This window comes from Lysobacter oryzae DSM 21044 (assembly GCF_059568595.1).
Genome location: NZ_JCANTQ010000010.1, coordinates 290,012 through 306,473, shown reverse-complemented (window position 1 = coordinate 306,473; position 16,462 = coordinate 290,012). Strand labels below are relative to the sequence as shown.

Annotated in this window: 17 protein-coding genes; 14 read left to right on the top strand and 3 right to left on the bottom strand. The window is 69.0% G+C overall.

Annotated features, from left to right (window positions below; genetic code table 11):
* The 9 genes from BP05_RS07515 (at window position 1) to BP05_RS07475 (ending at window position 9,131) form a co-directional block, all read left to right on the top strand.
* Window positions 1–711: a type II secretion system protein GspJ gene (locus tag BP05_RS07515; protein ID WP_496362032.1), complete on the top strand. Its 711-nt coding sequence runs from the start codon at window positions 1–3 to the stop codon at window positions 709–711.
* A 5-nt stretch (window positions 712–716) separates the two neighbouring features.
* The gene (locus BP05_RS07510) at window positions 717–1,583 is read left to right on the top strand and encodes a type II secretion system minor pseudopilin (protein ID WP_496362328.1); all 867 of its coding nucleotides are present in this window, start codon (window positions 717–719) and stop codon (window positions 1,581–1,583) included.
* Between the two features lie 47 nt (window positions 1,584–1,630).
* Window positions 1,631–2,800 carry a PilN domain-containing protein gene (locus BP05_RS07505; RefSeq protein WP_496362030.1) on the top strand — a complete coding sequence of 390 codons (1,170 nt, stop codon included), beginning with the start codon at window positions 1,631–1,633 and terminating at the stop codon, window positions 2,798–2,800.
* Window positions 2,781–3,437, top strand: coding sequence for a type II secretion system protein GspM (gene gspM, locus BP05_RS07500; protein ID WP_496362028.1), 657 nt, complete (start codon window positions 2,781–2,783; stop codon window positions 3,435–3,437). Before BP05_RS07505 ends, gspM begins: the two co-directional genes overlap by 20 nt.
* Window positions 3,427–4,230: a type II secretion system protein, XpsN-like gene (locus BP05_RS07495; RefSeq protein ID WP_496362026.1), complete on the top strand. Its 804-nt coding sequence runs from the start codon at window positions 3,427–3,429 to the stop codon at window positions 4,228–4,230. The genes gspM and BP05_RS07495 overlap by 11 nt, the downstream gene beginning before the upstream one ends.
* Before the next feature lie 10 nt (window positions 4,231–4,240).
* The gene (gene gspD / locus BP05_RS07490) at window positions 4,241–6,505 is read left to right on the top strand and encodes a type II secretion system secretin GspD (RefSeq protein WP_496362024.1); all 2,265 of its coding nucleotides are present in this window, start codon (window positions 4,241–4,243) and stop codon (window positions 6,503–6,505) included.
* Between the two features lie 36 nt (window positions 6,506–6,541).
* Window positions 6,542–7,378 (top strand): glycosyltransferase family 2 protein, encoded by an 837-nt coding sequence (locus BP05_RS07485; RefSeq protein WP_496362326.1) that lies wholly within the window; start codon window positions 6,542–6,544, stop codon window positions 7,376–7,378.
* 10 nt (window positions 7,379–7,388) lie between these two features.
* Window positions 7,389–8,264: a glycosyltransferase family 2 protein gene (locus tag BP05_RS07480; RefSeq protein WP_496362022.1), complete on the top strand. Its 876-nt coding sequence runs from the start codon at window positions 7,389–7,391 to the stop codon at window positions 8,262–8,264.
* A gap of 69 nt (window positions 8,265–8,333) precedes the next feature.
* Window positions 8,334–9,131, top strand: coding sequence for a DUF3667 domain-containing protein (locus BP05_RS07475; RefSeq protein WP_496362020.1), 798 nt, complete (start codon window positions 8,334–8,336; stop codon window positions 9,129–9,131).
* A gap of 14 nt (window positions 9,132–9,145) precedes the next feature.
* Here BP05_RS07475 and pyrF read toward each other — a convergent pair whose 3' ends face one another.
* From pyrF to ettA, 3 genes are read right to left on the bottom strand one after another with little or no spacing between them, the layout of a single operon-like run.
* The gene (gene pyrF / locus BP05_RS07470) at window positions 9,146–9,973 is read right to left on the bottom strand and encodes an orotidine-5'-phosphate decarboxylase (RefSeq protein WP_496362018.1); all 828 of its coding nucleotides are present in this window, start codon (window positions 9,971–9,973) and stop codon (window positions 9,146–9,148) included.
* Window positions 9,974–10,019: 46 nt separating this feature from the next.
* Window positions 10,020–10,499, bottom strand: coding sequence for a cupin domain-containing protein (locus BP05_RS07465; protein ID WP_496362016.1), 480 nt, complete (start codon window positions 10,497–10,499; stop codon window positions 10,020–10,022).
* A 4-nt stretch (window positions 10,500–10,503) separates the two neighbouring features.
* Window positions 10,504–12,165 carry an energy-dependent translational throttle protein EttA gene (gene ettA / locus BP05_RS07460; protein WP_496362014.1) on the bottom strand — a complete coding sequence of 554 codons (1,662 nt, stop codon included), beginning with the start codon at window positions 12,163–12,165 and terminating at the stop codon, window positions 10,504–10,506.
* Between the two features lie 364 nt (window positions 12,166–12,529).
* Here ettA and glyA point away from each other — a divergent pair, with 364 nt between their 5' ends.
* The 5 genes from glyA (at window position 12,530) to ribD (ending at window position 16,422) form a co-directional block, all read left to right on the top strand.
* Window positions 12,530–13,798 carry a serine hydroxymethyltransferase gene (gene glyA, locus BP05_RS07455; protein WP_496362012.1) on the top strand — a complete coding sequence of 423 codons (1,269 nt, stop codon included), beginning with the start codon at window positions 12,530–12,532 and terminating at the stop codon, window positions 13,796–13,798.
* A 4-nt stretch (window positions 13,799–13,802) separates the two neighbouring features.
* The gene (locus tag BP05_RS07450) at window positions 13,803–14,306 is read left to right on the top strand and encodes a TonB family protein (RefSeq protein ID WP_496362011.1); all 504 of its coding nucleotides are present in this window, start codon (window positions 13,803–13,805) and stop codon (window positions 14,304–14,306) included.
* Between the two features lie 31 nt (window positions 14,307–14,337).
* Window positions 14,338–14,856: a transcriptional regulator NrdR gene (gene nrdR, locus BP05_RS07445; protein ID WP_496362010.1), complete on the top strand. Its 519-nt coding sequence runs from the start codon at window positions 14,338–14,340 to the stop codon at window positions 14,854–14,856.
* The gene (locus tag BP05_RS07440) at window positions 14,853–15,257 is read left to right on the top strand and encodes a hypothetical protein (protein WP_496362008.1); all 405 of its coding nucleotides are present in this window, start codon (window positions 14,853–14,855) and stop codon (window positions 15,255–15,257) included. Before nrdR ends, BP05_RS07440 begins: the two co-directional genes overlap by 4 nt.
* Before the next feature lie 76 nt (window positions 15,258–15,333).
* Window positions 15,334–16,422: a bifunctional diaminohydroxyphosphoribosylaminopyrimidine deaminase/5-amino-6-(5-phosphoribosylamino)uracil reductase RibD gene (ribD, locus tag BP05_RS07435; RefSeq protein ID WP_496362006.1), complete on the top strand. Its 1,089-nt coding sequence runs from the start codon at window positions 15,334–15,336 to the stop codon at window positions 16,420–16,422.
* The last annotated feature ends 40 nt before the right edge of the window (window positions 16,423–16,462 follow it).

The window sequence follows — 16,462 nt, the reverse complement described above, 5'->3', positions numbered from 1 at the left end:
ATGCGGCGCACGCGCGATTCCGGTCCGATCCCGCACGGGCGCGGGGCATGCAGCCAGCGCGGCGGCACTCCCGCGCGAGCGACCGGCTTCACCCTGATCGAAGTGCTGATCGCGACCGTGCTGCTGGCGGCCGGACTCACGCTTGCATTCGCCACGCTCGGCGCGTCGACCAAGACCGCGCAGCGTGGCGAGGCGATGGCGGCGCACAGCGAACGCATCCGCGCGGTGGAAAGCTTCCTGCGCCGCCGCCTGGAAGCGGTGCGCCCGGTGCCTTTCAGTTTCGATGCATCCACCGGCGCCGCCCAGCGCTTCATCGGCGATAGCGAGCGCATGCGTTTCGTCGCCGACCTGCCCGATTATCTTGGGCGCGGCGGTCCGTACCTCCACGAGTTCGCCATCGAGGACGGCGGCGAGCGCATCACGCTGGCGCTCGCCATGGTGCTGGCAGGCCAGACCGTCGAAGAGGACGACCAGCGTCCGCCCGAAGTGCTGGTGGAGGGATTGAAGTCGGCCACCTTCCGCTATCGCAGCTACGCGCCCGAAGGCGGGCTGGGCGAGTGGCAGGACGAATGGGAAAACGGCGAGCAACTGCCGCTGCTGGTGGAAGTCCGCATCGTCGATGGCAATGACGACGCGTGGCCACCGGTGGTGGTGGCACTGCCGGCGGCCGCGATCACCACGACCAGCAGCGTGCTGCCGGTGGCCCGATGACGCCGATGGAGCGCCAGCGCGGCGTGGCCCTGCTGCTGGTGATGTGGCTGGTCATGCTGCTCGCCGCGCTGGTTGGCGCGTTCGCCCTGATCGCGCGGACCGAGCACCTGCAGGGCCGCGTGCTGGTGCGGGGCCTGGTCGCGGAGAACGCCGCGCGGGCCGGGCTCGAATATTCGCTGACCCGCGTAGCCGCCAGCGATCCACGCCTGCAGTGGCTGCCCGACGGCCGCCCGCACCGCTGGCGCTACGGCAACGCCGAGGTCGAACTGAAGATCGTCGACGAGAACGGCAAGATCGACCTCAACCAGGCCGACGCGACCCTGCTGACCGAATTCATCCGTCGCTTCGACGTCGACCAGCAGCGCGCGGCGCAACTGGCCGCCGCGATCATCGACTGGCGCGATCCCGACAGCCTCTCGCAGCCCGCCGGTGGCGGCGAGGACAACGACTACGCCAGCGCCGGCTTGCCCTACGGCGCCAAGGATGCCGAGTTCGAAAGCGTGGCCGAACTCGAGCAGGTGCTCGGCTTCACCCCCGCGTTGTACGCCCGGATGGCCCCGCACCTGACGGTGTTCAGTGGCCGCGCGCGACCGGATCCGGCGTTTGCCTCGGCCGAGGTACTCGATGCGATGGGCATGGATGGCGCCGAGGTGGTCGCACTGCGGCAGCGCTGGAACCCCGCGTCCGGATTGCCTCCGCCGACCTTGCCCGATGGAGGTGCGCTCGTGGGGGGAAGCAGCGGCACGTATAGTATTGAGAGCCGCGCACGTCTGGCGGATCGTCGCGAAGCGGTGTTGCGGGCCGTGGTGCGTGGGGGTGGGCCCATGCCCGGCATGGCCTATACGCCGTTGCGTTGGCAGGTCGGGGATTGAATGGCCTGCTGCATACATCAGCCAGTGGAGGAAGGAGCGTCGCCACGATGAGCACACCTGCAGGGCGTTTGCAGGACCGTCTGAGCCGTTTCGGTGTCCGGGTGAGCGGTTCGACGCTCAGGTCCGGTACCGGCGGCTTTCTCTCGTGGTGGGCGACCGCGCTCGCGTCCTGGCTGCCGCCGCGCGTACGGCAACTGCTCGGCATGGATCGCGGCCGCCTGTTGCTGCTGGTCGAAGGCGATGCGCTGCGGTTGCGGCTGCAGCGCGGCGGCGACATCCAGGACCTGGACAGCCTGCCCGCGCTGGGCGATCTCGAACCCGGCGGCGACCCGCTCGCGCGCGTGCTTGGTACGCGCTTGTCCGACCTGCCGCGTTGGCTGTTGCTGCCGGCCGGCAGTTCGCTGCGTCGTCGCCTGTCGCTGCCGGCGGCAGCGCTCGACCGCCTGCGCGATGTCGTTGGTTTCGAGATCGAGCGCCAGACGCCTTTTGCCGCCGACGCCGTCGCCTACGATGCGCGCGTGGTCGCCCGTCGCGAAGCCGACGGTCCGATCGACGCCGAGCTGATCGCGGTTCCGCGCGCAGCGCTGGATCCGCAACTCGCCGCGATCGGGCCGCTCGCGCCGCTGCTCGCCGGCATCGACGTGGCCGGCCCCGATGGGGTGCCGCTGCAGATCAACCTGCTACCGCCGTCGCAACGACAGCGCACGCGCGACCCGTGGCGGACCTGGAACCTCGCCTTCGCCGCGGTGGCGGTGCTCGCTATCGGCCTGACCCTGTGGCAGGTGCTGGAAAACCGGCGCGCGGCCGCGGACGCCTTCGATGCGCGGATCGCGCGCGAATCCGGTCCCGCGCGACGCGCGGCCGCGCAACGGCGCGAACTGGTCGACCTGATCGAAGGCCAGGCCTTCCTGCAGCGCACGCGTGCGGCCTATCCGACCGCGGTGGAAGTGATCGATGAACTCAGCCGGCGCCTGCCGGACGGGACCTACCTGGAAAAGCTCGCCATCGAGGACAACCGCCTCACCCTGATCGGCCTGAGCAACGAGGCGCCGGCGCTGATCGGCCGCCTGCAGGACTCCAAGCTGTGGCGTTCGCCGGCCCTGGCCGGCGCGCTGCAGACCGATCCCACCTCGCGCAAGGACCGCTTCACGCTGACCGCGGAAATCGGTCCGGCCAACGCCACCAAGGAGAACCCCGGTGCAAGTAGCGGTCAGTAACCGCGATCGCTGGCTTGCGCTGGGCCTGCTCGCGGGCGTGCTGGCGCTTGCCTACGCGGTCCTGGTGCATCCCTGGTTCACCGTGCCGATGCGCGAAGTCGGCGCGCGCATCGAGGGCGCGCGCGAGCGTGAACTGCGCCTGCGCACCGAAATCAAACAGGCTCCCGCGGTGCAGCAGCGCCTGCAGCAGGCGCGCGCTTCGCTCGCCGGTACGCCGGGGTTCCTGCCCGAGCGCAGCCCGGAGCTCGCGACCGCGGCGCTCGTGCAACGGCTGGAAGCGGTGGTGGCGCAGGCCAGCCCCGGGCGTCGCGCCTGCGAAATCACCAACCGCTCGCCGCTGCAGGAACCCTCGCGCGAAAAATACGCGCGCGTCACCGTCCAGGTGCGGCTGCGCTGCGGCACTCCGGAACTGGCGAGCGTCCTGTACCTGCTCGAGGGCGGTTCGCCGCGGCTGTTCGTCGGCAACCTCAACATCCTCGGCCAGCGCATCTTCTTCAATCCGGGGCAAAGCGGCGCGCAGGGCGGACTCGACATCAGCTTCGACCTGTTCGGCTACCTGCCGCCCAGCGCCTCGCCGGCGACGACGGCGAAGCCGGCGCGCGCCAATGCGCCGCGAGGAACCGACGATGCGCTTTGAGAGCACCAGCCCGCGCACGTGGTTGCTCGCGACGCTTGCCGCATGGGCCCTGCTAGCGCTGATCCTGGCCTTGTTCGGCATGGGCGGCCGCATCGCTCCGTTGCCCGAGGATGCCGCGCTGGTGCGTCCGCTGCCGGTGCTGCCCAAGGCCACGCCCGAGCGCCTGAAGGCACTCACCCAATACGCCGAAATCGCCAACCGCCCGTTGTTTGCGGACGATCGCCGCCCGCATCCGTTCTCGCTGCAGCCACAGGGCGAAGACCAGGCCAAGACCTTCGACTACGTGCTCACCAGCGTGATGATCACGCCGACCTTCAAGATGGCGATCATCCAGTCCCCCGAAGGCAGCTCGCCGCCGCTGCGGGTGAAGCTCGGCGAGACCGACGCCGCGCTGCCGAACTGGCGGCTGCAGTCGCTGGATCCGCGCAGCGCCGTGTTCGTCGGTCCGGAAGGTGAGCGCCGGCTCGAGTTGCGCGTGTACAACGGCGTGGGCGGGGAAGCGCCGACCGCCGTCACCAAGACGGACGCGCCGCGGCCGCAGGGGCAGCCGGTCACGCCTCCGCCTGCGCAGGCGCTGCCCACGCAGACGGCCGCCGCCGAAGCGCCGGGGCCGCAAGGCCCGCCCGTTGTTTCGCCTCCCGCCGCGGCCGCGACGCCCACCCGCGCGGAGCCGAGCCAGCCGATGACGGAACAGGCGCAGATGGAAGCCATCCGCAAGCGCATCGAAGCCCGTCGCGCGCAGCTGAGGCAGGAAGCCCTGAAGCAACAGCAACAAAAACCGCCGGTCAAGTAGAGTCGCCCGCATGAATCGTCCTTCGAATTCCCCGCTCTGGTCCGGCCAAACGTCCGTGGTGAACGCGGGCATTGCCTCCGCGGTCGCGATCGCGCTGGCCGCCTGTTCCGCGGTACCCGTCGCCAGCATCCGCCGCGATGCCGATCCACGCACGCTGCACGCGCAGGCCGGTACCTCCTCGGCAACCACGGCGGGCGCAGCGACCGGCAGCGAAACCGTGATCGGCGGCGGTGCGCAACCGTTGCCGGCGGATGAGCAGGGCCCGCGCCCGCGCATCCGCCGTGGCACCGGCCAGGTGATCAACCGCGAAGCCGCGTCGGCTCCGCCGCCGGTGCTGCCGGCGACCGGTGGCGGCGCCACCTTCAACTTCGAAGGCGAATCGCTGCATGCCGTGGTCAAGGCGATCCTTGGCGACATGCTCGGCCAGAACTACGTGATCGCGCCGGGCGTGCAGGGCACCGTCACCCTGGGTACGCCCAAGCCGGTGAGCCCGGCCGAGGCGCTGAACCTGCTGGAGATGGTGCTGGGCTGGAACAACGCCCGCCTGATCTACAGCGGCGGCCGCTACAACATCGTGCCGGCCGACCAGGCCCTCTCGAGCGGCGCCGTCGCGCCGCGCACCGGTGCGCCCTCGCTCGCGCGCGGTTACGAGGTGCGCACCGTGCCGCTGCGCTACATCTCCGCAAGCGAGATGGAAAAGGTGCTCAAGCCCTACGCGCGCCCGAACGCCGTGGTCAACGTCGACAATTCGCGCAACGTCATCAGCATCGCCGGCACCCGCGCCGAACTCGAGAACTACCTGCGCACGATCGAGATCTTCGACGTCGACTGGCTTTCGGGCATGTCGGTGGGCGTGTTCCCCTTGACCTCGGGCAAGGCCAACAAGGTCGTGGCCGACCTGGAGAAGGTGTTCGGCGAGCAGAGCAAGTCGCCGGTGGCGGGCATGTTCCGCTTCATGCCCCTGGATGGCGCCAACGCGGTGCTGGTGATCACGCCGCAAGCCAGCTACCTGGACGACATCCAGGAATGGCTGGAGCGCATCGACAGCGCCGGCGGCGACATCCAGCTGTATTCCTACGAACTCAAGTACATCAAGGCGAAGGACCTGGCAGACCGCCTGTCCGAGGTGTTCGGCAGCGGCCGCGGCAGTGGCGGCGGGGGCTCGACCACCGCGCCTTCGCTGATGCCGGGCCTGGAATCGGTGCAGCTGCAGGACAGCGCCAACGGCGGCAGCACCGCCGACATCAAGGGCACCGGCGATACGGGCACGGGCACGACCGGCGGCACGTCCGGCGGCGAGATGTCGCTGGGTGCGCGCCAGAGCGGCAACGCCTCGGTCACGCTCGACGTCAACGGTGACCGTGTGGGCGTGTCGGCGGTGGAAGAAACCAACGCGCTGCTGGTGCGCAGTACGCCGTCGGCGTGGAAGTCGATCAAGGACGTCATCGCCCGGCTCGACGTGATGCCGATGCAGGTGCACATCGAGGCGCAGGTGGCGACGGTGCAGCTCTCGGGCGAGCTGAGCTACGGCGTCAACTGGTACCTCGAGGCGGCCAAGCAGGAAATCGGCCTGCCGCCGGACAGCACCGGGATTCCCAAGTGGTCGACGATCGCCGGCAAGCTCACCAACACCAGCGGGGCCGTCTGGACCCTGGTCAACAACGATGCGGCCGCGGTGATCACCGCGCTAGACCAGGTCAGCGACGTGCAGATCCTGCAGTCGCCGTCGGTGGTCGTGCGCAACAACGCCGAGGCGACCTTCAACGTCGGCAGCCGCATTCCGATCTCGTCGGTGACAGTCAATCCGACGGCGGGCACCAACAACACCATCAGCCAGGTCCAATACCTCGATACCGGCATCATCCTCAAGGTGCGCCCGCGCATCAGCAAGGACGGCATGGTATTCCTCGACATCGTGCAGGAAGTCAGCTCGCCCACCGGCCAGCCCGACGCCAACGGCAACGTGCGCATCGATACGCGCAAGCTCAAGACCGAGGCCGCCATCCAGAACGGCGACACCGTGTTGCTGGCAGGCCTGATCGACGATGGCGTGACCCGCGGCAGCAACGGCCTGCCGGGCCTGAGCCGGATTCCGATCATCGGCGGCCTGTTCGGCCGGCAGACTTCGCGCACGGCCCGCAGCGAGACGATCGTGCTGCTCACCCCGACCGTCATCCGCAATCCCCAGGAAGCGCGCAACCTGACCGACGAATACGGTTCGCGCTTCCGCGCCCTGGAGCCGCTGCACCGCAGGCCACGCGATCCCCGCAAGTAACCCTGGGGCATGCCCGAAAACCTCCACGTGCAGTCCATCGCGAACGCACTCCCCGTTGTCGTCGTGCCGGTAGGGGTTGACGACGACTCGCTTGACGCCTGCCTCGCGGCGCTGGAGGCCCACACGCCGCCGGCGACGCGGGTGTGGCTCGCCGACGACGCGCAGGCGGGTCCGCGCGGCCACGCCATCATCGAGCGCTGGATCGCGCGCACCGCGCTGCAGGCGCACTACACGCGCCGGCAGCGCAGCGTGGGCGAAGTGGCGCATCTGGATGAAGTGCTGGCCGCCTGCGGCGATGCCGATGTCGTCGTGCTCGCCAGTGATGCCACGCCACTGCCCGGCTGGCTGACGCGGATGTCCGCCTGCCTGCGGGCCGATGGCGCGATCGCCTCGGCCACCCCTTGGAGCAACGCGGGCGAAACCGCATCGTTTCCGCGCATCGGCGAGATCAACGAGGCACCGGCGGATCCCGGGCGGATGGCGCGCGCGGCCGCCGCCATGCCGGGCACCGCGCCGGAGCTGCCGACGGCGCTGAGCCACGCGGTGCTGCTGCGCGGCAGTGCACGCCTGCGTGCCGGTGGGCTGGATGCCGCGAGTTACGGGTCGTGGTATGCGGCGCTGATCGACCTCTCGCTGCGATTCTCCGGGCTGGGCTGGCGCAACGTGCTGTGCGACACCGCCCTGGTCGCGCGCCGGCACGAAGGGGCTCCGGCCGATGGCGACCTCGATGCCATCGCGGCGCGCTGGCCGGCGTGGCATGCGCGCGTCGCCCATTTCCTGATGGACGATCCGCTGCGCGCCACGCGCGAGCAGCTGGAAACCCTGCTAGCCACCATCGGCCCGCCCGATGCGCAGGGCGATCTGTTTGCATGAAGCATCCCGCATGACCGAGCCCGACATCGCCGCCATCGTCGTCAGCTACCAGAGCGCCGAGACCATCGATGATTGCCTGCTGCGCCTGCGTGCGGCGCAGGACGTTGCTGCGATCCGCGTGATCGACAACGGGTCCGACGACGGCACCATGGAAATCGTGCAGCGGCACGCCACGCGCGACCCGCGCCTGCGTTTCATCGCCAATCCCGACAATCCGGGATTTGCCGTCGCCTGCAACCAGGGCGCAACGGATCTTGCCGACGCCGGCGCCGTGCAGTGGCTGGCCTTCGTGAATCCCGACTGCCTGGTCGACACCGATACGCTCGCCCGCCTGCGCGCGCACGCGCTGGCCAACGGTGGCGACGTGCTGCTCGGCGCCGACCTGGTGGACGAAGCCGGCGTGCGCGACGTCGCCGCGCGTCGCCGCGATCCGGACTTCGGCGCGATGCTCCAGTCCCTGTGGCGCAGGCCTCACGCGGGCCACGCCACGCAGCTTGGCATCGCCGTGGACGACAGCCGCGCCCTGCAACCGGTCGAGGCGGTGTCGGGTGCGCTGATGCTGTTGCGGCGCCGACTGTTCGCAACGCTGCGAGGTTTCGACACCGGCTATCGCCTGCACGCCGAAGACCTGGACCTGTGCCGGCGCGCGCGTGGGGCCGGAGCGCTGGTCGCCGTCGCCAACGATGTGCGCGTCGTGCATATCCGCGGCGTGTCGTCGCGCTCGCGGCCGCTGTTCGTGGAATGGCACAAGCACCGCGGCCTGTGGCGCTATTACCGCAAGTTCGATGCCTCGCGGCAGCGCATGTCCACGCGCGTGGCGGTGTTCGCCATGATCTGGATACGCTTCCCGTTCGCGCTGGCGCGCAAGCTGCTCGCGGCGCGTTGAGCCCGCCGCGCGCGGCGCCGTGGTCGCCCGCGGCCCGGCTACAATCGGCGCTCGGATCAGGGGAACGGAATGCTCCACGCGAACCATTGCGCCAACTGCGGGCGCGGCGCCGACGCGCCCGCGCAGCATTACTGCCCGGGCTGCGGCCAGCCGACCCCGGCGCACCGCATCGATTGGCACTTCCTCGGTCACGAGATCGAGCACAGCGTCCTGCACATGGACCGCGGCGTGCTCTACACGCTCAAGAGCCTGATGCTGCGGCCCGGACAGCTGATCCGCGACTATCTCGAGGGACGGCGGGCAAACCACATCAAACCGTTCCTGCTGATCATGATCACGGCGGCCGCGGTGGTGTTCCTGGCCAAGCTGCTGGGGAACGGCGATCTCGTGGGGACGCCGCTGCAGGCGGCCATCGACGAGGCGCCCGCGGGTGGCGGCGGCGCCGGTGCGGATGCGATGCGCCTGGCGCGGGTGTTCGAGGGCGTGCGGGACTGGATGAACCTGCACATCGCCGCGCTGACGCTGCTCCTGCTGCCGTTCGAGGCCTTCGCCTTCAAGCTGGCATTCCGCCGCTACCGGGAACTCAACTACCCCGAGTGGCTGGTGATCACCACCTTCCTCACTGCCCAGGCGATGGTGCTCTGGGTGCTGGCGCTTCCGTTGCAGCGCTGGTATCCGGGCATCTCGTCACTGGTCATGCTGCCGGCGACGGCCTATGGCGTCGTTTCGCTGGTGCAGTTCTTCAAGGGGCAGTCGCGCTGGAAGATCGCCCTGCGCGCCGCCTGGGGCTACGCGCTCTTCATGCTGGCCAATTCGCTGCTCACGGTGGCCCTGATGATCGCGGTGCTGCTCCTGAGCAGGACCTGACGCCGCTCCGCGGCTCACCGATAGCGATTGATCTCGTCGCGCAGCGTGCGAGCGGCATCCGCCGCCGCTATGGCGAAGTCGTGGCCATTGCCGGCATACAGGATCGCGCGCGACGAGCTGACGATGAGGCCGGCGCCGTCGGCGGTCTTTGCGTTCGTCACGACGGCTTCCACATCACCGCCCTGTGCGCCCACGCCCGGCACCAGGAAGGGCACGTCGCCGACGATCGCCCGGACTTCACGCAGCTGCTCCGGCCAGGTGGCGCCCACGACCAGCGCGCAATTGCCGTGCGCGTTCCACTCGTGCGCGACCTTGGCCGCCACGTGCTGGTACAGCGGCTGGCCCACGCCGTTGGCAGCGTGCACCAGCAGGTCCTGCAGGTCGCCCGCGCCCGCGTTCGAGGTGCGGCACAAGATCACCACGCCGCGATCGGCGCGGTCGAGGAACGGCTGCACCGAGTCGCGGCCGAGGTACGGGTTCACCGTGACCGCGTCGGCGGCGTAACGGTCGAACGCTTCGCTGGCGTAGTGCTGCGCGGTGCTGCCGATGTCGCCGCGCTTGCTGTCCAGGATCACCGGAATGCCGGGATGGGCGGCGTGGATGTGCGCGACCAGTCGCTGCAGCGCCTCCTCGGCGCCGAGCGCGGCGAAATGCGCGATCTGCGGCTTGAAGCTGCACGCGTACTGCGCGGTGGCGTCGACGATCGCACGGCAGAAGTTGAACACCGCGTCTGGATCGCCGGCGAAGCGGGACGGGAAGTTCGCGGGCTCCGGATCGAGGCCGACGCAGACCAGCGAATCGGCCTGTTGCCAGCGGTTGCGCAGTGCCTGCATGAAACTCATCGTCGATCCTCGTCGTTGCGAACCGCAGCGTCGCCGCGCGGAAAAATCAGTACGGCCGGCCGTCCTTGTGCAGGAACTGCCAGCGGCCTTCGACCAGGCACGCGGCCAGGTCGTCGTCGGGGTAGGTGACCTGGTCGCCCGGGCTGCGATCGCCAACTTCCAGATACACGACGTCACTGGCGCCGCGGTTGAGCAGTTGGTGAGCGTCGCCACTGCCCGCGGCGAACCCGGCGCACATGCCAGCCCGCAACTCGGTTTCGCCCGCATCGGTGAGCAGCGTGGCGCAGCCCTCGAGCACGAACACGAATTCGTCCTGGTGGGTATGCGCGTGGCGCAGCGCCGAGCGCGAACCCGGCGCGAGCCGGGTCAGGTTGACGCCGAAGTTCTTCAGCCCGAACACGTCGCCAAGGGCGCGCTTGGCGCGCCCGGCGACCATCGACGCGAACGGTTCGGGATACAGCGAGGTGGTGCGGGCGGGCACCGCCTCGGCTGCGATCGCGACCGGTTTCGCGTGCGCGTCCGTCATCGCCTTACTTGAGCGCCTTGAAGCGCAGGCGGTGCGGTGCGGCGCCTTCGGCGCCCATGCGGCGCTTCTTGTCTTCCTCGTACTCGCGGTAGTTGCCCTGGAAGAACTCCACGTGCGAGTCGCCCTCGAAGGCGAGGATGTGGGTGGCGATGCGGTCCAGGAACCAGCGGTCGTGCGAGATCACGAAGGTGTTGCCCGGGAACTCAAGCAGAGCGTCTTCGAGCGCGCGCAGGGTTTCGATGTCCAGGTCGTTGGACGGTTCGTCGAGCAGCAGCACGTTGCCGCCCTGCAGCAGGGTTTTGGCCATGTGCAGGCGGCCGCGTTCACCGCCGGACAGCGTGCCCACCATCTTCTGCTGGTCCTGGCCCTTGAAGTTGAAGCGGCCGATGTAGGCGCGCGACTGGATCTCGATGCCGTTGATGTTGAGGATGTCGAGGCCGCCGGAGACCTCCTGGAACACGTTGTGGTTGCCGGTCAGCGCGTCGCGACTCTGGTCGACGTAGGCCAGCTTCACGGTCGGGCCGGTTTCGATCGTGCCGGAGTCCGGCTTCTCCTTGCCGATGATCATCTTGAACAGCGTCGACTTGCCCGCGCCGTTGGGACCGATGATGCCGACGATCGCACCCGGCGGCACCGAGAACGACAGGTCGTCGATCAGCAGGCGGTCGCCGAACTTCTTGCTGACGTTCTTGAACTCGATGACCTTGTTGCCCAGGCGTTCGCCCGGCGGAATGAAGATTTCATTCGTCTCCTGGCGCTTCTGGTAGTCGACCGACTGCAGTTCCTCGATGCGCGCCAGGCGCGCCTTGCCCTTGGAGCGGCCGCCCTTGGCGTTCTGGCGGGCCCACTCGAGTTCCTTCTGGATGGCCTTCTGGCGCGACTTTTCCTGGTTCTCTTCCTGCTTCAGGCGCTCGTCCTTCTGCACCAGCCACTCGGTGTAGTTGCCCTTCCACGGAATGCCGCGGCCGCGGTCGAGCTCGAGGATCCACTCGGCCGCGTTGTCGAGGAAGTAGCGGTCGTGGGTCACCGCGACCACGGTGCCGGTGTAGCGGGCGAGGAACTGTTCCAGCCATTCGACCGATTCGGCGTCGAGGTGGTTGGTCGGTTCGTCGAGCAGCAGCATGTCCGGCTTCTGCAGCAGCAGCTGGCACAGCGCGACGCGGCGCTTCTCGCCGCCCGACAAGTTGCCGATCACCGCGTCCCACGGCGGCAGGCGCAGCGCGTCGGCGGCGACTTCCAGCTGGTTTTCCAGGGTGTGCGCGTCGCCGGCGGCGAGGATCGATTCCAGGCGCTGCTGTTCGGCGGCGAGCTTGTCGAAGTCCGCGCCTTCCTCGGCATAGGCGGCGTAGACGGCGTCGAGCGCGGCCTGCGCGTTGATGATCTCGCCCAGGCCCACTTCCACGGCCTGGCGGACGGTGTGGGTCGGATCCAGCTGCGGTTCCTGCGCCAGGTAGCCGACCTTGATGCCCGGCTGCGGGCGCGCTTCGCCGACGAAGTCCTGGTCGACGCCGGCCATGATCTTCAGAACGGTCGACTTGCCGGCGCCGTTGAGGCCGAGCAGACCGATCTTCGCGCCGGGGAAGAAGGACAGCGAGATGTCCTTGATGATCTGGCGCTTCGGCGGCACGGTCTTGCTGACGCCGTTCATGGTGTAGATGTATTGCATCGGGGGCTCCGCAGACAGACGGCGGCGTCCTGCGCGGGGCAGGGCCGGAGGGAATCGGGATAGCCGGGAATTATAGCGGGCTTTGCTCCTTCGCCCCTTGCCGGGGCGTGCCGCCGACCTCGCACGAGCACTTGGCGCGCAGCGTTGGATCGGGGCAGCGCGTGCGGCATTCCCGCCGGGTCGATGCGCGGCCTGCGCCCGCGCGCTCCGATCCATCCCTTCGAGCCGGCTTCCGCCGCGTTGCGAGGGAAGAGGACGGGCTGCTGGGCCCCGGATCCGCCAGCTTCCCCTTTGGAATGAAGGCCCGGCCGAATTGCCCGGTAAACTTGCCGCTTCGACCCACCCCACAGCTGCCGGAGTTCCGATGTTCCCGCGTGACGCCCGTATCGAAGGTTTTGACCCCGAACTCGCCCAGGCCATCGCCAACGAGAACCGCCGCCAGGAAGACCATGTCGAGCTGATCGCGTCGGAGAACTACGCCAGCCCGCGCGTGATGGAGGCGCAGGGCAGCCAGCTCACCAACAAGTACGCGGAAGGCTATCCGGGCAAGCGCTACTACGGCGGCTGCGAATACGTCGACATCGCCGAGCAGCTCGCGATCGACCGCTGCAAGCAGCTGTTCGGGGCGGACTACGCGAACGTGCAGCCGCATTCGGGCTCGCAGGCCAACCAGGCGGTGTATTTCGCGCTGCTGAATCCGGGCGACACCATCCTCGGCATGTCGCTGGCCCATGGCGGCCACCTGACCCACGGCGCCAAGGTCAACATCTCCGGCAAGCTGCTCAACGCGATCCAGTACGGCGTCAACGACCAGGGCCTGATCGACTACGACGAAGTCGAGCGCCTCGCCGTCGAGCACAAGCCGAAGATGGTCGTCGCCGGCTTCTCGGCCTATTCGCAGGTGATCGACTGGGCGCGCTTCCGCGCCATCGCCGACAAGGTCGGTGCGTACCTGTTCGTGGACATGGCCCACGTCGCCGGGCTGGTCGCCGCCGGCGTCTACCCGAACCCGGTGCCGCACGCACATGCGGTCACCTCGACCACGCACAAGACCCTGCGCGGCCCGCGAGGCGGCATCATCGTCGCCAGCCGCGCCGGCATGGGCGACAAGGCCGAGGAGATCGAGAAGAAGCTGCAGTCGATCGTGTTCCCCGGCATCCAGGGCGGCCCGCTGATGCACGTGATCGCGGCCAAGGCCGTCGCGTTCAAGGAAGCGCTGGAGCCGGACTTCACCACGTACCAGCAGCAGGTGGTGAAGAACGCGCAGGCGATGGCGAAGACGATCATCGCGCGCGGCTACAAGATCGTGTCCGGCGGCACCGAAAACCACCTGATGCTGGTCGACATGATCGGCAAGGGCATCACCGGCAAGGCCGCCGAGGAAGCGCTGGGCAAGGCGCATATCACGGTGAACAAGAACGCCGTGCCGAACGATCCGCAGAAGCCCTTCGTCACCTCCGGCCTGCGCATCGGCACCCCGGCCGTGACCACCCGCGGCTACAAGGAAGCCGACTGCGTCGCACTGGCCGAGTGGATCTGCGACGTGCTCGACCACCCCAGCGACGAGAAGGTCATCGCCGGCGTGCGCGAGAACGTGACCAAGCAGTGCAAGCAGTTCCCGGTCTATGGCTGAACGAATGGTTCGGTTGTGCGGAATTGGCTTCGCGGCTGCGGCGATCCTGCTTGCGGGCTGCGCGAGCGGCAGCCGGCCGGCGGGTCCGACCTTGGGCCGGGCCAACATCCGGAACGGCCTGGCGCTCTCGGCGGTCCGCTACCAGTCCGACTCGGGAACGTGCAGCCGCGGTGCGCTGCAGTTGCTGACGCGCGACGCGGTCGGCGCGCTGGTGAAAGATTGGGACACGCTCCGGGACGACTGCGAGGGGCCGAAGAAGCAGGCGCTCCCGGGTTATGGCCATTACCCGAGCCAGGCAATCCGCGAACGCAAGTCCGGCTCGGCCCATGTGCTCGTGCGCCTGGAAGCCGATGGCCGCATCGAATCGGTGCACGCGGTGTGCGCCAGCGATGCCGCCTTCGGCACGGCCGCCGAGGAGACGACCAGCCGGATCCGTTACGCGCCGATGACCTGCGCCGGACAGCCAACCCGCGTGGCGTTCTTCCTCCCGCTCGACTACGACATCTGACTTCACTCCCTTAGGCGGGCCGAGATATCCCATGCACTGTCCGTTCTGCCAGCACATCGACACCCGCGTGATCGACTCGCGCGTTTCCGACGACGGCGCCACCATCCGCCGTCGCCGGGTCTGCGAGGCCTGCGGCGAGCGCTTCAGCACGCTGGAAACGATCGAGCTGAAGCTGCCGCTGATCATCAAGAGCGACGGCCGGCGCGAGGCGTTCGACGCGCGCAAGCTGCGTTCCGGCTTCGACCGCGCGCTGCAGAAGCGGCCGGTGTCGGAAGAGCAGATCGAGACGGCGGTGCGCGCCGTCGTGCACCACCTGCGCATGACCGCCGAGCGCGAGCTGGATTCGCGCCGCGTCGGCGAATACGTGATGGCGGAGCTGCGCAAGCTCGACCACGTCGCCTACGTGCGCTTTGCGTCGGTCTACCGCGCGTTCGAGGACGTGGCCGATTTCCGCGAGGTGCTCGACCGGCTCGAGCACGACAGCATCACCGAAGGCCAGCTGCCGCTGATCGAGGACGAGCCGCCGCCGACCAAGAGCCGCAAGCGGTGAAGACCGCGCTCCGCACCTGCCTGCTGGCCTGCGTACTGGCGATGCCGGTGGCCTGGGGCGCGGCACCGGAGCAGCACGTCCCGGCCGCAGCGCGCGATCAAGCCGTACTGACCGGGCACTACTACCTGGAAGGCATCATGGAAACCGGCTCGGAACTGCTGCTCGCAGAAGATGGCCGCTTCCAGTGGTACTTCACCTATGGCGCGCTCGACCTGGCGGCGCAAGGGCGATGGCAACGCGAAGACGGCCACGTCGTGTTGCTGCCGGACGACTTCCGGTTTCCACCGCAGTACCCGCAGATGCAGTTCGAGCGCATGCGGTTGCGCATCGATGGCAAGGACCTGGTGCCCGCCTGGCCGTGGGATGAGGGCGCCGAGCGCGGCAGCTACGTCCTGCATTGACGCAATGGATCGGAACACGCCAGTCCAATTGCAATGAGCAAAGTGCATTGATCGAATCGCACGAATCGAGGTCGACATGTTCAGCAGCACCGATCACCTGATGATGGCCCGCGCCTTGCGGTTGGCGGAGCGCGGCGCGTACACGACGCGCCCCAACCCGATGGTCGGATGCGTCATGGCGCAGGGCGAGGAGGTCGTGGGCGAGGGCTTCCACGCCCAGGCCGGCGGTCCGCACGCGGAGGTCGTCGCGCTGCAGGCCGCGGGCGATCGTGCGCGGGGCGCGACTGCCTACGTCACGCTCGAACCGTGCGCACACGTCGGCAAGACCGGGCCTTGCGCCGACGCCCTGGTCGCCGCCGGAGTCGCGCGCGTGGTGGCGGCGATGCGCGATCCGTTCCCGCAGGTCGACGGCGCCGGTTTCGAGAAGCTGCAGGCCGCCGGCATCGTTGTCGAATCAGGATTGATGGAAGCACAGGCGCGTGCGCTCAACCGCGGCTGGCTCTCGCGCATCGAGCGCGGCCGGCCGTGGTTGCGGGTGAAGCTGGCGACCAGTCTCGATGGCCGCAGCGCGCTCGCCAGCGGCGAATCCAAGTGGATCAGCGGCGAGGCCTCGCGCCTGGACGTGCATCGCTGGCGCGCACGCGCCGGCGCCATCCTGACCGGTGCGGGCACGGTGCTGATGGACGACCCGAGCCTCACCGTGCGCTTCGACGACGGCACCGCCTTCGTGCCGCCGCTGCGGGTGGTGCTGGATCCGGGGCTGGCGACGATCGCGCGCGGCCGCGTGCGCGAAGGCGAGGCGCCGACGCTCTACATCCACGCGCCCGACGCCAAGCCGCCACGCGGCATTGATGCGCAGACCGCCGCCGCGCCGGTGCATGAGGGCCGGTTCGACCTGGGCGCGGTGCTGAAGCTGCTGGCGGCGCGCGAGATCAACGAGGTCCAGCTCGAAGCGGGCGCCACGCTGGCCGGTGCTTTCCTGGCCTCGCACCTGGTCGACGAAATCCTGTTGTACGTCGCCCCGGTGCTGCTTGGCGACCGCGCCCGGCCGCTGTTCGACGGCCTGCACATCGATGCGATGACCCAGCGCCTGAACCTGACAATCGTCGAGTCGCGGCGCATCGGCAACGATGTGCGCCTGCTGCTGCAGCCGCGAGCGGACTGACGCGGCGTCACGGGCTGCACGGCAGCCGTGTTCCAGAAGT